The sequence below is a fragment of the Ruegeria sp. BA2 genome (assembly GCF_056539605.1).
Genome location: NZ_JBQFVE010000007.1, coordinates 72,137 through 95,535 on the forward strand (window position 1 = coordinate 72,137; position 23,399 = coordinate 95,535).

Here is a 23,399-nt window from a genome sequence, read left to right on the forward strand (position 1 = left end):
TGGTTTGTTGGAGAATGCAAGGGATGAGACGAATTCTGTCGCTGGGAATCTCAATGATTCTGGCACTGGCGCTGCAGCCGCAGGTTACTCGGGCGGATGCAACGCAGGATTTGCGCGCTGGGCTCTATGAAATGCGCAAGGGCGACTGGAATGCGGCGCTGCGCGTGACCGGCCAGCGCGGTTCGGTGGCGCGCGATATTATCGTCTGGCACTGGCTGCGTGAAGGCTTTGGCAGCTCGGGCGATGTGTTGGTATTTCTGGACCGTCGTCCCGATTGGCCCGGGCTTGCCTGGCTGCGTCGGAAAAGCGAGCCATCATTTACCGGAGCCGATTCGAACCGGGTTCTGAAATTCTATGAGGGGATGCCCCCGCAAACTGCTGAGGGTGCGTTGAACTATGCCGTGGCGCTAAAGAGCCAAGGCCGCAACGGAGAGGCCGAGGCCGATATTGTAGCCGCATGGCGGACGATGCCAATGGGGTCGGGTCTGCAAAAAAACTATCTGGAGAACTTTAGTAAACTGCTGAAACCCCATCACGAGGCACGGTTGGATCGGATGCTGTGGGACGGGCATCTGGTCAGCGCGGGGCAGATGTTGCCCCTGGTCGGTGCAGATTATCGCAAATTGGGTGAGGCGCGCATTGCTTTGCAAAAACGCGAGAATGGCGTGGATGGGAAGGTCGCCTCGGTACCGAGTGCGTTGGCCAAAGATCCCGGTCTGGCCTTTGACCGGTTCGTCTGGCGGGACCGCAAGGAACTGGATGACAGCGCCATTGATCTCATGTTGTCGCGCTCGACCGGACCGAAATCACTAGGCGAGCCGGACAAATGGGCGGAAGGACGACGCAGGTTGGCGCGTCTCGAGATGCGCACGGGCGATGCTGAACGCGCCTATGCGATTGCTGCCAATCACCATATGACCCCTGAAATGGGCTATGGTTATGCCGATCTGGAATGGCTCTCAGGCTTTCTCGCGCTGCGCAGGTTGAATGATCCGGCCACAGCTGTCAGGCATTTCCAGAATTTCTCGGAGGCGGTGCAATCGCCGATTTCGAAAGGGCGCGGCGGATATTGGCTGGGCCGTGCTTACGCGGCTCAAGGCGACGCAGACAAGGCGCACGAGGCTTATGCAGAGGGTGCGAACTATCAGACCTCATTCTATGGGCTTCTGGCGGCGGAACAGATCGGCCGCCCATTTGACAGCGAGCTGGCTAACCCGCGCCGTGCCCCGCATTGGAAACAGGCTGCATTTGCAGATTCGAGCGTGCTAGAGGCTGGGTTGCTGTTGCAGCGCGCGGGAGAGGGAAATCTTTCAGAACGGTTCCTGACCCATCTGGTAGAAGGTCTCGATCAAACGCAGGCCGCTCAGCTGGGGGATCTGGTGATTGAGCTGAATGAGCCGCATCTGGCTGTCATGATCGCCAAACGTGCGGCAACAACCGGTGTTGTTTTGCCTGCCGCCTATTATCCGGTGCATCCGGTCGCGGATATGGGGCTGCCGATGGCGAAAGAGATGACGCTTGCGATCGCCCGACGTGAAAGTGAGTTCGATCCGGTTGTCGTCAGCGGTGCAGGCGCTCGCGGCCTGATGCAGGTCATGCCCGCCACGGCCAAGCTTGTGGCGCAAGATATGGGCATTCTGGGCGGCCACAAAACCGCGCGTTTAACTTCGGACTGGCAGTACAACGCCAAACTGGGTGCGAATTATCTTGCGACACTGGCCGAAGACTTCAACGGCAATGTCGTGATGATGGCAGCAGGATATAATGCCGGACCACGACGGCCGATCTCTTGGATGGAGCGTTATGGTGACCCACGCAAAGGTCAGGTTGATGTCGTCGACTGGATCGAGACAATCCCGTTCAAGGAAACCCGGAACTATGTGATGCGTGTCGCCGAAAGCCTGCCGGTCTATCGTGCGCGGTTAGGGCAGCCAGCTTTGCCGGTACCGTTTTCGCAGGAACTAACCGGTTCGACCCTTGCGTCGTTCGCGCCATAGGGTGAACAGACCAGCCGCAATCACCAAGGCCGCACCTACAACGACCTCAGAACGCAGCGTTTCGTTGAAGATCGTGATGCCCAGAATTGCGCTCCACATCAGGTGGAAATAGGCGAATGGTTGCACTGCACTGGCCTCGGCCATCTCATAACACTTGATGAGCAGCCAATGCCCCAGCGCACCTGTAATGCAGAGCAACCCCATCCACAGCCAATCGCTGCGCGCCATAGGCTCCCAGAACCAGACACCGACGACAGTCATCGCGACCGCGCCAGCCACGCCGGTCCAGAAAAAACTGGTCGCGGTGCTGTCGCGCCGCGCAGCGTACCGGGTCAGCAGGCCATAGATCGCGAACATAAATGCCGAGATCAGCGGAATCACTGCCCATGGATTAAACACGCCCGCACCGGGCTGGAGAATAATGAGCACCCCGATACAGCCGACCCCAATCGCGGCCCAGCGGCGCCAGCCGACTTTCTCACCCAGAACCGGACCGCTGAGGGCGGCTATCAGCAGCGGGTAGCAGATGAACACCGCCTGACTTTCGATCAAGCCCAGAATAGTAAAGCTGAAGACGGCCACGCATATTTCTCCGGCCAGCAGCACTCCCCGAAAAATCTGCAGTCCCAGCTGGCTGGTTTGCGCTGCAGCGCACAGACCTCCGGTTGATCTTGCCGCCAGAGCGATCACGAACGCGGCAAAGAACCAGTACCGGATCATCACGACCATATAGGTGTTGTAGGTTCCGGCCAGATGCCGCGAAATCCCATCCTGCAAGGCGAATACGATCGTCGCGCCGATCATCAGCGCAATACCTGCGTTGACGTTGTTCTTCTGGCTCATGGCTTCACCGCTCGGGTCATATGCCGTTTGCGGCCAAAGCCGGGGCTGCGGGTTACGTCAAAGCCCGCATCGGACAGGCCCCGACGCACGAACCCTGCAGCAGTATACGTCGCCACAGTGCCACCTTGGACCGTGTGTTCTGCCGCTTGCTGCAGCAAATCAGCCCCCCACAGTTCGGGGTTTTTTGCAGGCGAGAAGCCATCCAGAAACCAAGCATCTGCTTCGCCAGTCCACTCGGGCAATGTCTGGCGCGCATCGCCGGCGATGACCTCAAGTTGCAGCGTGTCTAACACGCAATTCTGCCCATTCCACGCCCTCAGAAAACGTTCTGCCCACGGTGCCACCTCGGGGAAGGCAGCCAAGGCACGGGCCATGTCTTCTGCCGCCATCGGATAAGCCTCAAAGCTGGTGAAGAACAGCTGTGTGGTCTGCCCCGCAGCTTCCCACGCCGACCACGCAGTCAACAAGTTCAGGCCCGTGCCAAATCCCAGCTCTGCAATATGAAACCCCGGAGCAAAGCGTCCGGGCAGATCATTGCCCGCCAGAAATACGTGCCGCGTTTCCTCCAACCCGTTCTGCAACGAATAATAGGGGTCATCGAACCGATCCGAGACCGGTATCTGATCCTCTGTCCAAGTGAGTTCGGCACGCTGGTCTGCCATCGGGGAATCCTGTAGCTAAGCGGCGCGACACTGAACAAGGAAAAGGGGATTGGCAATGGTCGATGTGACGGTGCGGGGCGCAGGGATCTTTGGCCTCTCCATCGCCTGGACCTGTGCCCGACGCGGCGCGAAGGTTCAGATCGTCGACCCGTTTGGCCCCGGTGCGGGGTCCAGCGGCGGGTTGGTTGGCGCACTGGCGCCACATGTGCCGGAAAACTGGAACGCGAAAAAGGCATTTCAGTTCGAAAGTCTGATCATGGCCGAACCGTTCTGGAAACAGGTTGAGACTACAGGCGGGGTGTCACCGGGATACGCCCGGCTGGGACGCCTGCAACCCATACCGGACGCGCGCAGTTTGGAGCTGGCCCGCACACGCGAACACACGGCGACGACGCTGTGGCAAGGTCAGGCTGAGTGGAGCGTGAAAGCCGTGGATCAGGTCGGGGCTTGGTGTCCTCCCAGCCCCGTAGGTTTTGTCATTCACGACACGCTGAGCGCGCGCATGCACCCCAGGCGGGCCTGCGCCGCGCTGGTTGCCGCACTTGGCGTGATGGGCGTTGAAGTTGTCCGAGAAGCGCCCGACAGGGGGCAGGTCGTTCACGCGACGGGGCTTGCGGGCTTGCAAGAACTCAGCGCCGCGTATGGCAAGACAATTGGAAACGGCGTGAAGGGACAGGCGGCATTGCTGCGGTTCGATGCAGGCACCGTACCGCAACTATTCGCAGATGCCGTTCACATCGTGCCACATGCCGATGGCACATTGGCGATCGGCTCGACCTCTGAACGCGAGTATGTTGACCCGACCAGCACCGATAACGCGTTGGACGATGTGCTGGATCGGGCCATGCGGGCTGTGCCGGTTCTTCACGGAGCGGAAGTGATCGAACGTTGGGCTGGCGTTCGCCCGCGCAGCAAAAGCCGCGCGCCGATGCTGGGCGCGCATCCATTGCACCAAGGGCAGTTCATCGCCAATGGCGGCTTCAAGATTGGCTTTGGCATGGCACCGAAGATTGCCGAGGTTATAACTGACCTGATGCTGGAAGGGCGCGATGCGATCCCGCAAGAGTTTCTTCCCGAAGCATCACTTTGATTGCGGCACCGCAGTCGCTGTCATGCATAGACGGCCTCCCGGGCCGCGCACCCAGAGCTCCTGCCCGTTTCTGCACAGAGTCGCTGTTTCGAAGTGCATCAACGGTGACGACGCGCGAAACGAGAACTCCGCCAATGGTCCCATCGATTCAGTTGCAAACAACATGAGCAACTGAGCCAACAAAGGTCCGTGGACGACCAGCCCGGTATAACCTTCCACCCCGCGCGCGTAATCAACATCGTAATGTATCCGGTGCCCGTTGAACGTGAGCGCCGAATAGCGGAACAGCAAGGTTGTATCGAATTCCACCTCACGCCGGTCCAACTCATCCGTTCTGGCTATCGGAGCCTCTGGCGATTGAACCTCGGTTGAGGGATCTTCGCGGTAAACCAGATCCTGCCATTCAGTGATGCAGAGCGTATCTTTCTGCCACATCTCGTGGCGCAGCGTTACAAAGGCGAGTGGCCCTGTGCGCCCTGTCTTTGCGGCCACGCTTTCCCGAACTGATCGACGTTCTGCAAAGACTCCCGCAACAAAGGGACGATGAAACTGCAGACGCCCACCTGCCCACATACGCCGCGGCAAACCCATGTCGGGAATAAGCCCTTGACCCACTTGCGGATGTCCATCGCGCCCCAGCGCATCCGGCAAATGTGGGGACCAGAAATAGAGTTGATGGAAGAAAGGCGGCAGCGGCGATCCGGCCTTTATCGTCGGTGCCTGCCCCAACGCCGATTGCAAAGCGGTGGCCCGGGCCGGGTCCAAGACATCGGCTATGATCTCTGTTGGGTTTTCGTCTTTCATCTGCGCAACCTAAGACTTGCAACAGAGCGCCACAAGCGAGGTGGGTTAGAAGCCGGCCTCGGCCCGCAGCTTCTGCATCAAAGTATGCAAAGTGCGCTCGTACCGCTCATTCGATAAACGACCTTCGGCATCGAACTCGTTCGAACTGTCAGCCAGATGGATTTCCGGCCCCTGCAGGATACGGGGCTGGAAAGGCACCATAAACGATCGCAGGATCATCTGGGCCCGCTCGCCCCCAGCGCGTCCTGCAGCAGCGGACATCACGGCGACCGGCTTGTCCATCCAGGGCTTACCGCTGGTCCGGCTGACCCAGTCCAACGCATTCTTCAGCACGCCCGAGGGGCCTTTGTTGTATTCCGGTGTCGAAATGATCACTGCATCAGCCTGCGCAATCTGATCTGCCAGCAGCTGTACGGCTTCGGGAATACCTTCGCCAACTTCGACATCACCGTCATAGAGGGGCAGGTTCAGGTCTGCCTCGATGAATGTGCCTGGCTCGAACAGACGTGCGGCTTCGCGCAGCAGCTTACGGTTGGTCGCATCCCGGCGCAGCGAACCGGATAGGCCGACAAGGATCGGATCAGACATGGGGAAACTCCGCTATGGTGTTTCCCCTTACCTAGCCCGGGAATGCCCCGAGCCAAAGCCCCAGCGACGCGCAGTCACTGTGCGCCAAGCGCGCGATCAGGCGTTGCCGCTGGGAACAACCACAATCTCGACGCGACGGTTCTGGGCTTTGCCCTCGGGCGTCAGGTTCGACGCAATCGGGTTGTTCTCACCCTGCCCCACCGTGGTAATACGGGAATAGCTGACACCATTGGCCTGCAGAATATCAGCGACCGCATTTGCGCGCCGCTCGGACAGGCCGAGGTTATACGACGCCTCTCCGTCACTGTCAGTATGGCCGATGATCTGGACGTTTGAGTTCGGGTAGTTGACCAGGTTCTGCCCCACTTTCACCAAATCGGCCCGCAAGGCTGGGCGCACGGTTGAGCTGTCGGTATCGAAGGTGATGTCATTTGGGACCGTGACGATCAGACGGTCACCTGCATTGACGATGGTAATGCCGTCGTTGGCCAGCTGTTGCCGCAATTCGGCCGCTTGGCGATCAAGCTGATTGCCGATCACACCACCGCCTGCGGCCCCGATCGCACCACCAGCCAACGCGCCCAGCAACGGGTCGGAATCATTTGCAATCGCGCCCACGCCCGCGCCGATCAAACCACCCAGCAACGCGCCTTGTTTGGCATTCTGGTTGGGATCGTTTTGCACCGAAAGGGTGCCCGGATCAGTACACGCCCCCAGAAACAGCGCCGAACACAACCCGACTGTCAGTACACATTTGGAAATCGCCATGGAATCACCTTCTGCTCACGCACCCGTTTGCCGGGTTTGCTTCGTTCTGCGCAGTATAACACGGTGAGAACAATGAGCCTCAAGCAACAATTGAGTGAAATAGGCAAATACCCGCCATTCAAGCTGCCCCTACAGAGCTATCCCAAGTGTTCTGCTCTTGCCAGATCGTTCGCAGGGGTTCCCCTTGCCCGCAGAAGTGATCCTCGGTCATTTCACAGGCCCAAATCCTATCTGTACGGAAGTGACGAAACCCGTTTCTTAGCTCGCACCACGCGGCGAGCATAGTACATTCAATGTGGTAGATAAGGGCGACGGGCCGCACCGTACGCTCGGTACGCTCATCCTTCGAATTTACGTAGGTGATGCGAATCTTACGTTCATCCCGGATTGCTTCGCGATAGTTCACGACAGGTATGCAGCCCTTTTCCGGATCATCCATCGGTGCGCCCCAAGGCGCGACCTGAAGCCAGTCCGCTGGCACACGCAGGGCCTCGATCTTGCGACATACGCGGTCAGCCGCCTGTTGCAGGGTACTGTCACCGGTACGGGCCAGCATTGATAAGCCAACCCAGAGCGCCTCAACCTCTTCAGCGTCGAAATTGAGCGGCGGCAGGTCATAACCGCGTCGCATCAGATAGCCGACACCCGCTTCGCCCTCGATTGGCGTGCGCTGCGCCTGCAACGCGGCAATATCGCGATAGACAGTGCGCACCGAAACCTCGAGCTTGGCGGCCAAAGCCTCAGCTGTGACGGGCGCTTCAGCAGCACGCAAAATCTGAATGATTTCAAAAAGACGGGTCGAACGGCGCATCCGGGTCTCCTTACGATCTGCTGACAACTTAGCACACCCCCCTGACAGGGTGGTGTCAGGAGTGTTGGGCGAAGATTGCTCAATTGCAAATCAGGAGAGCAACCATGCCTTACCTTGACAATCACGTAATGATGACCCTGAAACTGGACCGCTGGTCCCAGGACCACGTTTTGCGCGGATTTGAGATTGAGCGTGAACTCGCTGCGACACGCCAACGCCAGATCGGGCGTCCAGTCAAACGGACCAGGCGGTTTTCGTTGGGAAATCTGAAGATACTCTGGACCAGCAGCGCCTGAAATCAAAACTCGGCGGGGGCCCGGAACTTCATCGAGACCCCGCCCTCGGGATTCTTGAGCCTCAGTTCTTCCGAATGCAGCATCAACCGCGGGAAATCACGTGCTGCACCTTCTGCGTAAAACGGATCGCCCAGGATCGGATGGCCCAGCGCCTGCATGTGCACGCGCAATTGATGTGAACGGCCAGTTTTGGGAAATAGACGCACCCGCGTCGCCTCGCCCTCGTACTTGATCACCCGCCAATCGGTGACCGCAGGTTTACCTGTTTCATGGCAAACCATCTGACGCGGACGGTTGGGCCAATCCACGATCAGCGGCAGATCGACGGTGCCGGTTTTAGGCTTAACCGCACCCCATACACGCGCGACATAGGTCTTGCGGGTCTGCCGGTTCTCGAATTGCAGGCCAAGATGTCGTTGTGCATGTGGCGTCTGAGCAAACACCATCACGCCAGATGTGTCGCGATCCAATCGATGCACCAAAAGTGCCTGTGGAAACGCCGCCTGCACGCGGGCAAGCAAACAGTCCGCCAGATGCGTGCCCCGCCCCGGTACCGACAGCAGCCCAGAAGGCTTGTTCACCACGATCAATTGCGTGTCTTCAAACAGAACATCCAGAGGGGTTTGCGGGGGATCATAGGTCTCACTCATGCCGGCCTGCCTAACTCAGCCCTCTGCTTCCCGCAACGTCGTCCTTGCTGGAATGAAACGATTGAGCAAATCTTGGACCAACAAGAAGGAACGCGGCATGCACCCGACAATCGAACGAATGCAGGAAGTCGTTGCGAAAGGCGATGAAAACCTGATCCATGAATTGCTGGCCGAGGACGTGCGATTTTCGCCACCCACCTATTACAGCACATGGACGGGGCGCGAACCCGTCGCGGCGGTTTTGGGCCATGTGGGGCAGGTCTTTTCGGATTTTCAGTATCGCCGGGTCATGGGTGTTGGCAATGATTGGGCATTGGAGTTTCAATGCAAGGTCGGTGAGTTGAACGCCGTGGGCGCGGACCTGATCACGCTGAACGCTGAGGGGCTGATTCAGGAGTTCGAGGTTGTCATGCGCCCGTACAAAACCATCGGTGCACTACGTGAAGCCATGATGGCACGGGTCACGACGGATCCGCGTTTTCTGAAGTTCAAAGAGGCGCTGAACTGAAGGTGCCATTCCCTGTCGCCGCAGATCAAATCCTGAGAATTCCGCTTTTGCCGCTGCTGGCCGTTCAAGGCCAATCGGTAAAGCGCCGCGCGCGTTTTCTGCCCGAGCCATTAGGTCCACGCAACGGGCGCGCCGGACGTGGGCCGAGGCTGCGCCTTCTGATCGCTGGCGACAGCTCTGCGGCTGGAGTAGGCGCTGGAACCCAAAGTCAGGCGCTTTCGGGGCAGTTGGTCACCCAGTTGACCAAGCGTTATTCTGTTGAGTGGAGGCTCGAGGCGACCACAGGGTACACCACACGAGACGCGATCCAGCGGCTGCAAAGTGTCTCAGAGAACTTTGACGTCGTCGTAACTGCGCTGGGCGTAAACGATGTGACCCGTGCAGTAACGCGCCGAGCTTTTGAGCGCCACCAAGCGCAGTTGTTGGAGCTGTTGACCGGCCCTATCGGGGCAAGGCAAGTTGTTGTAACCGCTGTCCCCCAAATGGCACGCTTTCCTGCATTGCCCCAACCTCTGGCTTGGTTCCTGGGCCAGCAGGCAGCAAGGCTGGATCACGGGTTGCAAAAGGTGGTCGCTGGATTTCCGCAAGCCTCGCACCTGGCGCTGGACTTACCCAATGACCCGGCGCTCGCCGCACCAGATGGATATCATCCCAGCCCCAAGACCTATGCGATTTGGGCCGAAGAAATTGCTCGGCTCATCCGCTAGGTCTGAGAGCGAATTTGCCTGATCATCGGGATCGAATACACCACCAACGCAGCCCAGATCAGGGGGAATGCAATCATTCTTGCCCGATCAATATGTTCGCCGAACAAGGTAATTGCGGTGATGAAAATCATCGTGGGCGCGATGTATTGCAAGATACCCATCGTTGACAGCCGCACCAATTTGGCCCCATTGGCGTACAGCAACAGTGGAATTGCGGTGACCAGCCCCGCCCCCGCCAGAAGCGCGGTGTCGGACGTGGCTGCACCAAAATGAGCGGTCCCAGTGAACCCCAGCCAAGTAATGTAAACCAGGGCTGGGATCAGCAGGATGAGCACTTCAAGCAAAAAGCCCTGATTGGGTCCGATCGGAAGTGAGCGTTTGAAGAACGCATAGAACCCCCAACTAACCATCAAGCCAAGGGCGGCCCAGGGTAGGCTTCCTGCCTGAAACACCAAAACCAGCACCCCCAAAGCGGCCAGCCCGACCGCAATCAATTGCGTCCGGGTCAAGGGTTCGCGCAGCAATATCGCACCCAGAGCGATACTGAACAAAGGATTGATATAGTACCCCAACGCGGCATCCAGCGCGTGACCTGAGGAAATCGCCCAGACATAGATCGCCCAATTCACAGAAACCAGAGCAGCCGTAATCGCCGCCATTCCCAGCATCTTGGGGTTTCTCAACGCAGCCTTCAGGTCACCGGTCCGCCCAAGTGCAATCAGTAACAGCCCAGCCACCGGGATCGACCAAACGACCCGATGAGCGACAATTTCGATCGGACCAATATGCTCCATCGCTTTCATGTAAAGCGGAAGAAACCCCCAAAGAAGATACGCAGACACGGCCAGAACCAGCCCTTTGGGCGTGTCCATGTTGTTTTGTTGGATGGGGGTGTCTGCCACAGTGAGCCTCCGACTGATACCGTGTTTCTTTACGGCAAGTCAGACAGGCTTGGGAACCTTCAAAACAGTGAAGCGCATCATCAGGAATTTTGATACGTCACGCCCAGGTCGAGGGGCCTTAAGAATAGAGCCGGGGCGCCGAAGCGCCCCGTCAATTTGATTACACTTTGACGCGTTCGGATTTCGGGTCGTACATCGGTTTCAGCGAAGCCTCGGCTTTCACCTTTACGCCACACACATCAATCTCGTAGGTCGAGGCAAGGACATCTGCCGCCTTTTCACCTTCGGACGGCACATAACCCAACCCAATGGCACCACCCAAGGTGTGACCATAGTTGCCCGACGTCAGGTAGCCCACATATTCGCCGTCGCGAATGATCGGTTCGTTGTGGAACAGCAGCGGTTCAGCATCTGTCAGCTTGAACTGAACCAGACGGCTCTGGGGGCCGCTTTCCTTGCGGGCAATCACCGCTTCGCGCCCGATGAAATCGCTGCCCTTGTCGACTTTGACAGCAAAGCCCAGGCCGGCATCGACGACATGATCTTCACAGGTGATGTCGTGTCCGAAATGGCGGAATCCCTTTTCGATCCGCGCGCTGTCCATCATATGCATACCGCAGAGTTTCAGGCCCATGTCCTGCCCGGCCTCATACAGGGTTTCAAATACATGGCCTGCCATGTCCGAAGATACATAGATCTCCCAGCCAAGCTCGCCCACATAGGTCACGCGGTGGGCCCGGGCGAGGCCCATGCCGATCTCAATGTCCTGCGCTGTGCCGAACGGATTGGTCGCGTTTGTGAAATCAGCCGGTGAAACCTTTTCCAGCAACGCGCGGGCATTCGGACCCATGACCGCCAGAACACCTTCCCCTGCGGTGACATCTGTGATGACCACATTGAAATTGCCTGCATGGCGCATCATCCAGGTCTGATCGGCCTGACGGGTCGCGGCCGGGGTGACGACCAGATAGGCGGTCTCGGTCAGGCGCGTAACCGTGACATCAGCTTCGATCCCGCCTGCGCGGTTCAGGAATTGGGTATAAACGATCTTGCCGTTCGGCACCGAGTAATCGCCGCCGCCGATATAGTTCATGAACTTCTCGGCATCCGGCCCTTCAACGCGGATCTTGCCGAAGGATGACATGTCATACATGCCCACATTCTCGCGCACGGCGCAGTGTTCTGCGGCCGAGTTCTCAAACCAGTTCTGGCGTTTCCAGCTATACTGATATTCGCGCGCTTGCCCGTCATTGGCAAACCAGTTGGCGCGTTCCCAACCCGCCAGTTCGCCCATTACCGCACCCTGTTCCAGCAGGTGGTGATGGAACGGTGTCCGGCGTACACCACGCGCGGTCGCCTTTTGGCGATACGGGAAGTGATCGGCATAGAGCAGGCCCAGCGTCTCTTTCGAGCGCTCAAACAAGTACTGCTTGTTGCCCTGAAATGGCTGCATGCGGCCGATATCCACATCACCCAGATCGAATGGTTTCTCGCCGGAATCCATCCATTCTGCCAGCGCCATTCCAGCACCGCCTGCGGATTGAATACCAATCGAGTTGAACCCTGCCGCAACCCAGACATTGTCCATCTCGGGCGCAAGACCCAGATGATAGGCGTCATCGGGCGTAAAGGATTCAGGACCATTAAAGAAGGTATGAATACCAGCTTCGGCCAACAGCGGAACGCGCTCAACGGCTTTTTCCAGAATCGGCTCGAAGTGGTCGAAATCTTCCTGAAGCTGGTCGAATTCAAAGGTATCCGGGATACCGTTCATCGCCCATGGTTTCGATTCCGGCTCGAACGCGCCCAAAAGGATTTTACCCGCGTCTTCCTTGTAATATGCGTATTCATCCGGCACGCGCAGCACTGGCAGCTGGGTCATGCCGTCAATGTTTTCGGTTACGATATAGAAGTGTTCGCAGGCGTGAAGCGGCACATTAACACCGGCCATACGGCCAACCTCATGACCCCACATACCGGCACAGTTCACCACTATATCGCATTCGATGTGACCCGAGGCGCTGCCATCATCTGCAACCCAATCGACGCCAGTGACCGTGCGTCCCTGCTTGACGATGTCAGTTACCTTTACGCGTTCTTTGACGATTCCACCGCGCTGCCGTGCACCTTTGGCCAATGCAAGCGCGATGTTTGCAGGATCGCCCTGTCCATCCAGCGGCAGGTAGACCGCGCCCTTTATCCCATCAAGATTGATGTGCGGGTAAAGCTCTTGCACACGCTCATTCGAAATCTCTTCAACCTCAACCCCGAAGGCGCGGGCCATTGCGGCCTGGCGATAGATTTCTTCCTTCCGCTCTTCGGTCAAAGCAACCGTGATCGACCCGCAACGCTTGAAGCCCGTCGCAACACCGGTTTCTTCTTCAAGCGAGCCATAAAGCTCCTGGCTATACTTAGCCAGCTTGGTCATGTTTTTGGTTGCACGAAGCTGCGCGATCAGGCCCGCTGCATGCCACGTCGTGCCGCTGGTCAGTTGCTTGCGTTCCAGCAAAACAACATCGGTCCAACCTTTCTTGGTTAGATGGTACGCGACCGAGCATCCAATGACGCCGCCGCCGATGATGACCACACGGGCCTTGGTGGGAAGATCAACCATGTTGATGACTCCGATGTCTCAGGTTTGGCGCAAATTGCCATGATGGAGCGACAAAGAAAGCGTCAAAAGCGTCAACTCGATTGCAAAAATCACCGATATTCAGAGCCCCGTTTTTTGCGTCTCAGGACAAAAGGTGTGACGCCAAAAAAGCTTTTGTACACAGATGAAAATCCGTTTGGAAAACCGCAAACCAGTCCGATCTCCCGGACGCTCATAGTGGTGTTCAAAAGCAGGTTGTTGGCCTTAGCCAGTCGCATCTCGCGATAAAATCCGTTCGGAGTTGTACCGAAAACGGCCTTGAATTTTCGTTCAAGCGATCGGTTCGATACGTGCAACATGTCGACGATCTGATTGATCGGTAAAGGCTCTTCGATATTGGCCTGCATCAACTTGATGCACTGATCCAGCTTTTCGTCGCCCGTGGCCGTCTTTCGGGCCCCTGAAAATGGCTGCATGGACGAAAAATCCCGAATGCTCTCATGCAGCATGATGTCGGCGACGGTCATCTTGGCTGCGCCCGAGATATGCCGCCCAATCACCGCCAGTGCGACATCTGTCGTTGCCTCCATTCCCGCGCAGGTCACAACAGCGCCCTGCTCGGTCGCGATTGAAAGTTTGGCTTCGAACCGTGCCCCGCGTTCACGCAGAAAAGATGCGTTCTCCCAATGGGTTGCCATGTGATCTGCGCCGTTTTCATCGATGTACCGGCTTGCTGCTTCGGCCAGCAGAAAGACCTGAGCACCGCGATATGTGTAGTCCGACACGACGCGCCCCAAGGAAAGCTCTGGCTGATCCGGATCAGAGTTTCCAATGACGAATAGGTAATCTGCCTTGGGCTGTGCTGGTATGGATTCGGTGGAAACGGTCGCACCGCTGCTGCTTTCAACCGGCCCGCCCTTGCGGGATCGATAGGTGAACGTGAACGGGGGATGCGTGCATACCCGGTTCGCTATGCGCAACACGTCGACCAGCGAGGCCAGTTCCAGCAACACATAACCCGGCGCAACCAGAATATCAAAGTGACGCTGGCTATGGCTTTGCAATTGTCCGGAATTTGCTCGGACAGACATCTGAGGTCCCCTTAGACAATCTTGTGCCCGGCCGCGCGCAAACGATCGGCAAGTGTTTTGATGTGATCAGGTCCGACTTCGCAGCAACCGCCAACGATTGTAGCACCCTGCGCCACCCAGTCCATTGCATGTTGCGCATAGGCTTCAGGGCCCAGATCCGTGCGGCTTTCCAGCGCGTCAACCGTTGGCGCATCCTTCAGGAAGCCATCCTTTATACCCGTAAATCCGTTGGCATAAGCGCCATATGGGCAACCCAGTTCTGCGATAATCCCCAATGCCGCAGGAATAGCCTCGGGCCGGGCGCAATTGATCAGAACCGCTTCGGGGGCAAATTGCTCGACCAGTGGGGCAATATCCCCCAAAGCTTCACCCGACCGCAAACGAGTGCCGTCCTCATCCATCACCGACAAGGCCAACCAGACGGGTTTGCCGCACTTCTCTGTGCCGCGTAGCGCACCTTCGGCTTCCAACACCGAAGATACTGTTTCGATCAGGAACAGATCGACCCGGTTTGCCATCATTCCAGCCAACTCGGCGAATTTTTCTGCCGCGTCTTGCGGATCCGGATTCAGGTCGGGCCGGTAGCTAGCCAAAAGCGGACCAAGCGCACCCGCAATGCGCCCGCCAGTGTCATGGCGGGCCTGTTCGACGCGGGTTAGGGCCGTTTCAATCAGCAAAGGCATCTGATCTTCGATCCCCTCGCGCACCAGACGCGAACGGTGAACGGCGTAGGTGTTCGTTGTGGCAATCGTTGCACCACTTTGGAAATAGGCAGCATGGACTTCGGTTAACAAGTCAGGCTTGTCGATCATCACCCGTGTCGACCATAGCGGCGTGGGCCTGTCGCCACTGCGTTTCACCAGTTCCTGACCGATTGAGCCGTCCAACAGCGTTATGTCAGCCATTCGCTCCCCCTTTTTTAAGGAACCAATACCAGCTTTCCAGGCAAGGTCTTGGACAAAAAGTCCTCTTGTGCCTGTATGATGTCACGCAATGGGTAGGTCTTGGAGACCAAAGGCTTGATCCGCCCCGCATTCATAAGCGCGACGAGCCGACCAAATACCTCGGGCGACTGCTGCGTGCAGCCATGAATTGTGATGTCGCGCAGATAGATATCGCGTAAGTCGGCAGTGACCATTGGGCCTGCAATCGCGCCGGATACAGCATAGTGCCCACCGGGTTTCAAAGCCAAAATAAGGTCTGGCCATGCCGCTCCGCCAACGACATCAATGACGACATCAAACATATCTTTTGGGACCGGGGCGTTGCGGTCATACGTATCTGTTGCACCCTGCGACTTGACCACATCCGCCTTGGTCTCGCTAGTTACCCCCCAAACCTGAGCCCCGCGAAGCGCTGCGAGTTGGACTGCAGCAAGGCCCACTCCGCCTGAGGCCCCTGTGATCAGCACATTCTGACCCGCCGTAACGCCAGCACGGGTCAACAGGTTATCAGCCGTTCCAAAGGCACAAGGGATGGCGGCAATTTCGACATCACTCAAGGGCGAGTCTGTCACGTCATAGAGATCAGTGCTGTCGACCAAACAATACTGCGCAAAGGCCCCATCAATTTCCGAGCCAAGCGCGATGAACCCTGCCGGATTATTTGGTCCGGGGCGTGGTAGGTTGATCGGGCAGGTCACGCGCTGGCCGGGCTGAAATCCAGTTGCTGGATCAGCCAGTTCGACGATCCCACACAAATCACCGCCCTGTATACGCGGGAACTGTAACGCCCCGCCCCAACCTCCGGCTTGCACATCCTGATCAACGGCATCTGTTGCCCCGGTCACCTCCGAGGAATACCAGCCGACACGCGTATTGATATCCGTGTTGTTCACCCCAGCCGCTGCGACCCGGACCAGCACCTGACCGGGGCCGGGTTTTGGCACGGGTATGTCTTCGCGCCACTCCAGCGCGTCTGACCCGCCGTGGCGGGTCAGATAAACACCATGCATCAAGCTGGGCACGCCCATGGATCAGGCCCGCAGCCTTTCGTTGGAAGGATCCCAAAGGGGTTGATCTTCCTGCACGACCGCCGGGAACTTCTGACCGTAAATCTCGACCTCCAAAGCGGTTCCGGGGTTGGCGAGTTCAGCTTTGACCATGCCCAATGCGATGGATTTGCCAACGCGGTAACCCCAAGCACCCGAGGTTGTCTCCCCGACGATCTCGCCATTCTGCCAGATGCAAGACATATAAGGCGCATCGCAGTCACCCGCATCAACGGTCAGAGTAACGAAGGCTTTCTTCACACCTTGCTGCTTTTCATTCAGAATCGCGGCCTTGCCCGGGAAGTCCTGCGGCTTGTCCAGTTTGACGAAACGTCCCAGCCCGCCTTCCAACAGCGAGTAATCGGTCGACAGGTCGCCTTTCCACGCGCGGTATCCTTTTTCGATTCGCAGCGAGTTTAGCGCATACATGCCAAATGGCTTGGCACCAGCGTCGAGAATTGCGTCGTAGATTGCGGGCATATGCTCGTTCAGCGCGTGAACCTCCCAACCCAGCTCACCAGCAAAGGAAACTCGGATCAGATAGGCCGGTTGTCCAGCTACGGTGGCCGCCTGATGGGTCAGCCAGCCCAGCGATAAGTCTGCATCCGTCAAGTTAGAAAGGATTTCGCGAGATTTCGGGCCAGTGACAATCAGCGTGTCGCGGGTCGTGGTGACATCCTCAACAGACACGCCTTCGGGCATTACGGCCATCAGGAGGTCACGGTCATGCCACTGAGCGGTAGCTGCAGTGATCATCACGAACTCATCTTCGCCCAACCGCAGACAGGACATCTCGGTCAGGATACGGCCCCGATCATCCGAGATGTAGACCAGATTGATGCGTCCGACTTTGGGTAGACCCCCAGTGACCAACCCGCGCAGAGCCTCGGCCGTGCCATCGCCCTTGACCATGAAACGCGAAAAGCCAGGCAGGTCGAGCACACCACAATGATCGCGTACGGCTTCACATTCTTCTTTGACCCGTTGCTCCCATGGGCCGGACCGGCCCCAGGTGTGGGTGGCTTCCAGCGATGTGTCGTCGCCCGGTTGCGCGAACCAATTGGCACGTTCCCAACCATTGTATACCCCCATGACGCCGCCGAGTTCCTTGACCTTGGCGTGCACTGGCGAGACCTTTTTGTCGCGCGCGGCGGGCCATTCGTGATGGGGGAAGTGCATGGCATATTCGTTGCCATAGACTTCCATGCCCTTCTGATTGCAATAGTCCTGATCGGTGTAGTCAGTATAGCGACGCGGATCGACGGCCCACATGTCCCACTCGGTATGTCCATCGACGATCCATTCGGCCAGCACCTTGCCGGCACCACCACCTTGCGCGATGCCGAAGGTAAAGGAGTGGGCCTCAAACGCGTTTCTGACGCCGGGCATCGGGCCGATAAGCGGAAGACCATCGGGTGCATAAGGGATCGGGCCATTGATCACGCGGCCAACACCTGAGGTTGCCATCAAAGGCACACGCTCCATCGCGTCGGTGACGATGTCCTCGATACGGTCCAGATCGTCATTCCAAAGCTGGAAGCTGAAATCCTCAGGCATCGGGTCGTCATCGGTCATCCAGTGGCCTTTGCAGGTGGGCTCGTAAGGACCAAGGTTAAAGCCGTTCTTCTCCTGCCGCAGATAGTAAGAGATATCGACATCGCGCAGCAAAGGCAGCTTGCCGCCGTGTTCCTTTGACCATGCTTCAACTTCGGGCACTTCATCGGTCAGTAGATACTGATGGCTCATAACCATGGCCGGGACGGTACGGCCACCGAAGGGCTTGAACATCTCACCAACGCGCTGCGCGTAATATCCGGCGGCATTGACGACATAGTCACAGGCGATATCACCTTTTTCAGTATGCACGGTCCAAGTGCCATCATCATGCTGGGTCACATTGGTCGCCGGGCAGAAGCGGATGATTTTTTGCCCCATATCCCGCGCACCCTTGGCAAACGCCTGCGTCAGCTGCGCCGGGTCGATGTCACCGTCCGTTGGATCATAGAGCACGCCTTCAAGGTCGTGGATTTCCAGGAAAGGATAGTGTTCTTTAGCCTGCTCGGGGGTCCACATCTCCATTGGGATGCCCTGATAGCGGCCCATCGACATGGCGTGTTCGAATTCCTGCATCCGCTCTTTGCTGTGCGCCAGACGGATCGAACCCGAGACATGGTAGTTCATGGGATAGTCGACCTCTTCCGCGAGGCGCGAATACAGCTCGGTCGAATAGCGCTGCATGTTCATGATTGCCCAGGAATTCGAGAATGTCGGAACGTTGCCCGCGGCATGCCAGGTCGAGCCTGCAGTCAGCTCGTTCTTTTCCAGCAGGACACAATCGGTCCAGCCCTTCTTTGCCAAATGATAAAGCGACGAACAGCCGATGACACCGCCACCGATGATGACCACACGGGCCTTGGTTGGAAAATCACTCATGTGTTTGGTTCCCTATTAATGTGCCCGCTGGGGCAGGTCGTCTTTGATGTCATAGTAATCGCCCTTGTCCGCCACAAAGATGTGCTGGGCGAGTTTCAACCCGGTGGGTTCGTCTAACGAACCCACGGAAATTGCGATCGTGTCCTCTTCATTGTGCTGCCAAAAGAGAAACGAACCACAGGCGCGGCAAAATCCGCGCTTGGCAATGTCAGAAGCGCGATACCAGCCTAACGTTTCGCTGCTGATAAAGCTCAGATTGTCTTGATGTGTCACAGTTGACGCCCACAGATGCCCCGACTGTTTGCGGCACTGGCCGCAATGGCAGGCATTGGGCGGGGTGAGCTCACCATCGATGGCAAAAGCGACAGAACCGCAGAGACAGGACCCCTTATGCATAGCTTTACACTCTCGCTGTGGGCGTTGAGCTGGCTCCCAGCAAAACGCCATAAACAATGAAACAAGTCGCCATCACGCGGCGCACCCAGATATTGAACACTGCACCCAATGCGGCCTTGCCCATCAACGCACCCAGCAGGGTGAAACCGGTATAGCTGAGCGTGGTGATGACCAGAGCGGTGGGCATGATCACGACCATCTGCTGCCAAATCGGAACATCCGGCTGCACGAACTGCGAAAATGCAGCGAGGTATCCGGCAACGCTTTTTGGATTGATCGTCGCAACAGCCAACGCGTGCAGATAGACATGTCGCGCCGCGCGCTCTGACGCTGGAGCGGGCTTTGTTGCGTTCATCCAACCGCGAATGCCCATCCAGATCAAAAACCCTGCCCCGACCAACTTGGCCAGAAAGAACCCCGTTGGCGAGGCCGCAATCAACGCTGTGATCCCAACGGCCGACAGGATCAGGAACGCACCTGCCTGCGTCAGAATAGCCAGCACACCCAACATCGCTTTGGGAAACGGCAGGCTCATCCCGTTAGAGATGCAGTTGACCGCATTCGGCCCTGGGGTGGTTACGAAAACCACCCAGAACAGCGCAAATATGGTCCACGCCTCAAAACTCATCAGTACACCGGAGGTGCGATAACCCAAACAGCAACCGCGGGTTCATCAAATGGGTTGGACCATGTGTAGGGTTCGTGCTTGATCCGGAAGCTGTCGCCGGGACCAACGCGAAAACTACGCGTGCCGATCGTCAGGTCCAGACAACCCGAAACCATATAGCCCACTTCTTGCGTTGGCCGGTTCGCCGGTGTTTGCATCTGCGAGCGCGGCTCGAATGTGGAATGAACCATCTCAAAATCGTCGGTCAGATCGGGCGAAAGCAGTTCTTCGATCAGCCCTTCTTCGCCTGATCCCATGGGGCGGCGCGTTCCGGCCCGAACCACATACCCCTGCTCTTCTGCTGGTGCGGCGGAATGGGCAAACAGCATCGACATCGGTACGCCCAAACACTCGGCGATCTGGCGCAAGTCCGAAATCGAAGGCTCGGACATGTCTCTTTCGACTTGGCTAAGCCAGCCGACGGAGCGATCCAATCGATTGGCGATTTCAGTCAGAGTCAGCCCACGCGCCTTGCGCAATGCGCGCAGGTCAGCACCCAGTGATGCGCGGTGGGGGGCTTGCGAGTTCAATCTAAGCTCCGAGTCGGCGTGAAAATTTTCCTTACTTTTTCACGGTGCCCTGAATCGGTGAAATTTCCAAGTATTTTTTCACTTGGGCCCGGAAATTTTGTTCGCTATTCACAACCCATGTGGATTGCTGTGATCTACCTTTGGACCATCAACGCCCTGACGTTACTGGCCTTTGGCTGGGACAAGTTGCGTGCACGCCGCAGAAAACGGCGCATCCCTGAACGTCGCTTGTTGTGGATGGCGGCGCTGGGGGGCAGTCTGGCCGCGCTACTGGGGCGTTGGATCTTCGGGCACAAGACACGCAAACGCAGTTTCTCGGCGTGGCTCTATGCCATCACAGCGACTCATGCAGGGCTTTGCTATTTGATGGTTTCCCACGATCTTGGAACACTGCTGCGATAGGAACAAATCCCCTTAGCGCGCGAATACATCCGCCAGGATCGCCCCCAATGCACTCGCATCAGCCTGGGTAAAGGCATCGGGCTGATCGCTGTCGATATCGAAGACCGCGATCACGTTTCCGTCCGCATCCCAAACCGGCAATACCAGTTCAGACTTTGTGGAAGTAGCACATGCGATATGGCCGGGGAACGCGTCCACGTCCGGGACCAATTGCGTTTGTCCCGTGCGGGCAGCCGCGCCACAAACTCCACGCTCGAAAGGGATCACAAGGCAGCCGTGCCCCCCTTGATACGGTCCGATTTTCAGCACTTCGGGTTCTGTCACACGGTAAAACCCTGTCCAGTCGAAACGGTCATCGGAATGATGCACTTCGCATGCAATCGTGGCCATCAGCGCAATCTCATCGGTTTCGCCTTCGGTCAGAGCTGCAATGGTTTTGGCAAGTGAGTCGTAGTCGGCTGTCATCTAGGTAGACCTTGCATCCGGAGAGTTGAGGGCGCAGCCCACAAATCCCCGAAGTATTGGCAAAACGAAGGGGCGTCAAACCCGTTCTATCGCGATGGCAGTGCCCTCTCCGCCGCCGATGCAGATTGCCGCCACGCCGCGCTTGAGGTTCCGTTTCTCCAGTGCATTGAGCAGAGTGACCATGATCCGCGCCCCGGAGGCGCCGATCGGATGCCCAAGCGCACATGCCCCCCCATTCACGTTTACGATGTCACGCGACAGGCCCATTTCATGCATGAAAGCCATTGGCACAACGGCAAAGGCTTCGTTAACCTCCCACAGATCGACATCCTCTTTCTTCCAGCCGATACGATCCAGCAATTTCTGCGCCGCAGGGACCGGGGCAGTCGTGAATAGACCAGGCGCTTGCGCATGGCTGGCATGACCAAGAATTCGTGCACGCACAGTCAAGTTCTGCTGCTTCGCCGCCTCTGCCGAGGCAAGCACAAGCGCCGCTGCGCCATCCGAGATCGAAGAAGAATTGGCCGCCGTGACCGTTCCGTCTTTGCGAAATGCTGGTTTCAGCGTGGGTATTTTCTCGGGCCGTGCTGATTTCGGTTGCTCATCTGCCTCCAGTACAACCTCGCCCTTACGGGTCTGGATCTTGACCGGTGTAATCTCGCGATCAAAGGCGCTGGCGTCCTGCGCGGACAGCGCGTTGGAGAGCGATCGCAGCGCGTATTCGTCCTGTGCCTCGCGCGTGAACTGATAGGATTCGGCGCAATCTTCAGCAAAAGTGCCCATCAGTCGGCCCTTGTCGTAGGCATCCTCGAGCCCGTCGAGAAACATGTGGTCGACCACTTGGCCATGACCGATCCGGGCACCACCACGCATCTTGGGCAACAGATAGGGTGCATTGGTCATACTCTCCATCCCACCTGCAACCATGGTTTTGGCAAGACCCAACGCGATCTGGTCAAACGCGATCATTGCGGCCTTCATGCCCGAGCCACACATTTTGTTGAGGGTTGTGGCGGGCACGTCTTCTCCCAAACCGGCGGCGAACCCGGCTTGGCGCGCCGGTGCCTGCCCTTGACCGGCAGGTAGGACGCAGCCCATCAGTACCTCATCAACGGTCTGAGTCCCTGCACCTTCCAGCGCTGCGCGGATAGCAGCACCGCCCAAATCCGCGGCGGCGACGCCGTCGAACATGCCCTGAAAACCGCCCATCGGCGTACGCGCGGCCCCTGCTATCACAACCTCGTTCATCCGAAATCTCCTTGTACTTCACAGACCATGGATACCGAATGGTAAGAATTACCGTCTAGCGTATTTCTACCATCAAATTGCTATGCGAAGGGCGGTTGACCATGGGGCTCAGCAGCGACATGTCCGGCGAGACACAAGTAATATCCGTCAATTGCGAACGGATCGATGCCGCAATGGCGATTCAATTCAAAGAAGACATGCGTGCAGCGACTCAAACCGACGCAAAACGGGTGGTGCTGGATTTATCAGCGGTAGAATTCATCGATTCCAGCGGATTGGGGGCGATTGTCGCCTCGATGAAGCAGTTAGGCGAAGGGCGTCGATTGGATCTGGCCGGTCTGCGCCCGATCGTTGAAAAAGTGTTCCGCCTGACCCGTATGGATACTGTGTTCAAGCTGTTTGCATCGCTGGATGAAGCAATGCGCGCAGACGCAGACTGACGACCAGCAGGGGTAGATCGCTGTGGGCTCCGATTGCAAACAAGACTGCCTGGAGGTGAGCTTTCCCGCAACGCAGGCGCACGCCAGCGCTGGTATTGCGTCGTTAAGCGCGAGACTGGCGGCCCATGGCCTGCCTGAAGGCAAAGCGGATGATGTAAAAATCGCGCTCGCCGAAGCCATCAACAATGTGGTTGAACACGCTTATGTCGGGATAGCGCCCGCCAACATTCAAATTGATTGCTCACTTTGCGAAAAAACCTTGGTAATTCGGATCTGTGACACCGGCGACCCAATGCCCCACCTGCGGATTCCAGGTGGCACCCCGCCGCCTGTCGATACAACTTTATCCGATCTGCCCGAAGGTGGTTTCGGCTGGCACCTTATTCATCAGCTTACCAGCGACATTCTGTATGAGCGCAAAGATGGTGGAAACTTGCTTAGCCTGCGGTTCGATTTTGATCAGATGCCATAATACGCATTAAATGGCCACAATAACGCCCAGATCGAACCATTGTCGC

The 23,399-nt window shown here is 57.6% G+C and carries 26 protein-coding genes; 8 read left to right on the top strand and 18 right to left on the bottom strand.

What is annotated here, in order from left to right; genetic code table 11:
* Positions 1–23: 23 nt before the first annotated feature.
* Positions 24–1,997 carry a lytic transglycosylase domain-containing protein gene (locus ACR0NN_RS15685; RefSeq protein WP_170725062.1) on the top strand — a complete coding sequence of 658 codons (1,974 nt, stop codon included), beginning with the start codon at positions 24–26 and terminating at the stop codon, positions 1,995–1,997.
* On the opposite strand, the gene ACR0NN_RS15690 is transcribed toward ACR0NN_RS15685, so the two are convergent.
* Together ACR0NN_RS15690 and mnmC2 are read right to left on the bottom strand one after the other, a co-directional pair.
* Positions 1,962–2,840 (bottom strand): DMT family transporter, encoded by an 879-nt coding sequence (locus ACR0NN_RS15690; protein ID WP_170725061.1) that lies wholly within the window; start codon positions 2,838–2,840, stop codon positions 1,962–1,964. The genes ACR0NN_RS15685 and ACR0NN_RS15690 overlap by 36 nt on opposite strands.
* On the bottom strand, positions 2,837–3,502 hold the full coding sequence (gene mnmC2, locus ACR0NN_RS15695; protein WP_170725060.1) for a tRNA (5-methylaminomethyl-2-thiouridine)(34)-methyltransferase MnmC2: 666 nt from the start codon (positions 3,500–3,502) through the stop codon (positions 2,837–2,839). Before mnmC2 ends, ACR0NN_RS15690 begins: the two co-directional genes overlap by 4 nt.
* Before the next feature lie 55 nt (positions 3,503–3,557).
* Here mnmC2 and ACR0NN_RS15700 point away from each other — a divergent pair, with 55 nt between their 5' ends.
* Complete coding sequence (locus tag ACR0NN_RS15700) at positions 3,558–4,592, top strand: NAD(P)/FAD-dependent oxidoreductase (protein WP_170725059.1); 1,035 nt, start codon at positions 3,558–3,560, stop codon at positions 4,590–4,592.
* Here the strand turns inward: ACR0NN_RS15700 and ACR0NN_RS15705 are convergent.
* The 4 genes from ACR0NN_RS15705 to ACR0NN_RS15720 all read right to left on the bottom strand — a co-directional run bounded on the left by ACR0NN_RS15705 (position 4,584) and on the right by ACR0NN_RS15720 (position 7,563).
* Complete coding sequence (locus tag ACR0NN_RS15705; RefSeq protein WP_170725058.1) at positions 4,584–5,396, bottom strand: HTD2 family dehydratase; 813 nt, start codon at positions 5,394–5,396, stop codon at positions 4,584–4,586. The genes ACR0NN_RS15700 and ACR0NN_RS15705 overlap by 9 nt on opposite strands.
* Before the next feature lie 45 nt (positions 5,397–5,441).
* The gene (locus ACR0NN_RS15710) at positions 5,442–5,984 is read right to left on the bottom strand and encodes an NAD(P)H-dependent oxidoreductase (protein WP_170725057.1); all 543 of its coding nucleotides are present in this window, start codon (positions 5,982–5,984) and stop codon (positions 5,442–5,444) included.
* A gap of 96 nt (positions 5,985–6,080) precedes the next feature.
* Positions 6,081–6,752 (bottom strand): YiaD family glycine zipper/OmpA-like lipoprotein, encoded by a 672-nt coding sequence (locus ACR0NN_RS15715; RefSeq protein ID WP_170725056.1) that lies wholly within the window; start codon positions 6,750–6,752, stop codon positions 6,081–6,083.
* A gap of 118 nt (positions 6,753–6,870) precedes the next feature.
* Positions 6,871–7,563 carry a helix-turn-helix transcriptional regulator gene (locus tag ACR0NN_RS15720; protein WP_170725055.1) on the bottom strand — a complete coding sequence of 231 codons (693 nt, stop codon included), beginning with the start codon at positions 7,561–7,563 and terminating at the stop codon, positions 6,871–6,873.
* Positions 7,564–7,667: 104 nt separating this feature from the next.
* On the opposite strand from ACR0NN_RS15720, the gene ACR0NN_RS15725 reads away from it, so the two are divergent.
* Complete coding sequence (locus ACR0NN_RS15725) at positions 7,668–7,859, top strand: hypothetical protein (protein WP_170725054.1); 192 nt, start codon at positions 7,668–7,670, stop codon at positions 7,857–7,859.
* Between the two features lie 2 nt (positions 7,860–7,861).
* On the opposite strand, the gene ACR0NN_RS15730 is transcribed toward ACR0NN_RS15725, so the two are convergent.
* A complete protein-coding gene (locus ACR0NN_RS15730) occupies positions 7,862–8,509 on the bottom strand; it encodes an RluA family pseudouridine synthase (RefSeq protein ID WP_170725053.1) in 648 nt (215 codons plus the stop codon).
* A 97-nt stretch (positions 8,510–8,606) separates the two neighbouring features.
* Here ACR0NN_RS15730 and ACR0NN_RS15735 point away from each other — a divergent pair, with 97 nt between their 5' ends.
* Together ACR0NN_RS15735 and ACR0NN_RS15740 are read left to right on the top strand one after the other, a co-directional pair.
* Positions 8,607–9,017, top strand: a complete 411-nt coding sequence (locus ACR0NN_RS15735; RefSeq protein ID WP_170725116.1) for a nuclear transport factor 2 family protein — start codon at positions 8,607–8,609, stop codon at positions 9,015–9,017.
* A 2-nt stretch (positions 9,018–9,019) separates the two neighbouring features.
* Complete coding sequence (locus ACR0NN_RS15740) at positions 9,020–9,724, top strand: SGNH/GDSL hydrolase family protein (RefSeq protein WP_170725052.1); 705 nt, start codon at positions 9,020–9,022, stop codon at positions 9,722–9,724.
* On the opposite strand, the gene rarD is transcribed toward ACR0NN_RS15740, so the two are convergent.
* The 9 genes from rarD to ACR0NN_RS15785 form a co-directional block, all read right to left on the bottom strand.
* Positions 9,721–10,596 (bottom strand): EamA family transporter RarD, encoded by an 876-nt coding sequence (gene rarD, locus ACR0NN_RS15745; protein ID WP_170725115.1) that lies wholly within the window; start codon positions 10,594–10,596, stop codon positions 9,721–9,723. The genes ACR0NN_RS15740 and rarD overlap by 4 nt on opposite strands.
* A gap of 190 nt (positions 10,597–10,786) precedes the next feature.
* Positions 10,787–13,240, bottom strand: a complete 2,454-nt coding sequence (locus ACR0NN_RS15750) for a GcvT family protein (RefSeq protein WP_170725051.1) — start codon at positions 13,238–13,240, stop codon at positions 10,787–10,789.
* 89 nt (positions 13,241–13,329) lie between these two features.
* The gene (locus tag ACR0NN_RS15755) at positions 13,330–14,310 is read right to left on the bottom strand and encodes a helix-turn-helix domain-containing protein (RefSeq protein ID WP_170686994.1); all 981 of its coding nucleotides are present in this window, start codon (positions 14,308–14,310) and stop codon (positions 13,330–13,332) included.
* A gap of 11 nt (positions 14,311–14,321) precedes the next feature.
* The gene (locus ACR0NN_RS15760; RefSeq protein ID WP_170725050.1) at positions 14,322–15,215 is read right to left on the bottom strand and encodes a homocysteine S-methyltransferase family protein; all 894 of its coding nucleotides are present in this window, start codon (positions 15,213–15,215) and stop codon (positions 14,322–14,324) included.
* Between the two features lie 14 nt (positions 15,216–15,229).
* The gene (locus tag ACR0NN_RS15765) at positions 15,230–16,282 is read right to left on the bottom strand and encodes an alcohol dehydrogenase family protein (RefSeq protein WP_480685043.1); all 1,053 of its coding nucleotides are present in this window, start codon (positions 16,280–16,282) and stop codon (positions 15,230–15,232) included.
* Between the two features lie 3 nt (positions 16,283–16,285).
* Positions 16,286–18,733: a GcvT family protein gene (locus ACR0NN_RS15770; RefSeq protein WP_170725049.1), complete on the bottom strand. Its 2,448-nt coding sequence runs from the start codon at positions 18,731–18,733 to the stop codon at positions 16,286–16,288.
* 15 nt (positions 18,734–18,748) lie between these two features.
* Positions 18,749–19,180 (bottom strand): GFA family protein, encoded by a 432-nt coding sequence (locus ACR0NN_RS15775; RefSeq protein ID WP_480685115.1) that lies wholly within the window; start codon positions 19,178–19,180, stop codon positions 18,749–18,751.
* Entirely contained in the window at positions 19,134–19,757 is a 624-nt protein-coding gene (locus ACR0NN_RS15780; protein WP_170725047.1) for a LysE family transporter, read from the bottom strand. Before ACR0NN_RS15780 ends, ACR0NN_RS15775 begins: the two co-directional genes overlap by 47 nt.
* Positions 19,757–20,326: an XRE family transcriptional regulator gene (locus ACR0NN_RS15785; protein ID WP_170725046.1), complete on the bottom strand. Its 570-nt coding sequence runs from the start codon at positions 20,324–20,326 to the stop codon at positions 19,757–19,759. Before ACR0NN_RS15785 ends, ACR0NN_RS15780 begins: the two co-directional genes overlap by 1 nt.
* Positions 20,327–20,443: 117 nt before the next feature.
* On the opposite strand from ACR0NN_RS15785, the gene ACR0NN_RS15790 reads away from it, so the two are divergent.
* Positions 20,444–20,728 (top strand): DUF1294 domain-containing protein, encoded by a 285-nt coding sequence (locus ACR0NN_RS15790; protein ID WP_170725045.1) that lies wholly within the window; start codon positions 20,444–20,446, stop codon positions 20,726–20,728.
* A gap of 12 nt (positions 20,729–20,740) precedes the next feature.
* On the opposite strand, the gene ACR0NN_RS15795 is transcribed toward ACR0NN_RS15790, so the two are convergent.
* Positions 20,741–21,193: a GAF domain-containing protein gene (locus tag ACR0NN_RS15795; RefSeq protein ID WP_170725044.1), complete on the bottom strand. Its 453-nt coding sequence runs from the start codon at positions 21,191–21,193 to the stop codon at positions 20,741–20,743.
* Between the two features lie 75 nt (positions 21,194–21,268).
* Positions 21,269–22,441, bottom strand: a complete 1,173-nt coding sequence (locus ACR0NN_RS15800) for an acetyl-CoA C-acyltransferase (RefSeq protein WP_170725043.1) — start codon at positions 22,439–22,441, stop codon at positions 21,269–21,271.
* A gap of 101 nt (positions 22,442–22,542) precedes the next feature.
* Here ACR0NN_RS15800 and ACR0NN_RS15805 point away from each other — a divergent pair, with 101 nt between their 5' ends.
* Together ACR0NN_RS15805 and ACR0NN_RS15810 are read left to right on the top strand one after the other, a co-directional pair.
* Positions 22,543–22,881 (top strand): STAS domain-containing protein, encoded by a 339-nt coding sequence (locus ACR0NN_RS15805; RefSeq protein WP_170686985.1) that lies wholly within the window; start codon positions 22,543–22,545, stop codon positions 22,879–22,881.
* Positions 22,882–22,936: 55 nt separating this feature from the next.
* Complete coding sequence (locus ACR0NN_RS15810; protein ID WP_480685047.1) at positions 22,937–23,353, top strand: ATP-binding protein; 417 nt, start codon at positions 22,937–22,939, stop codon at positions 23,351–23,353.
* Positions 23,354–23,399: the final 46 nt, after the last annotated feature.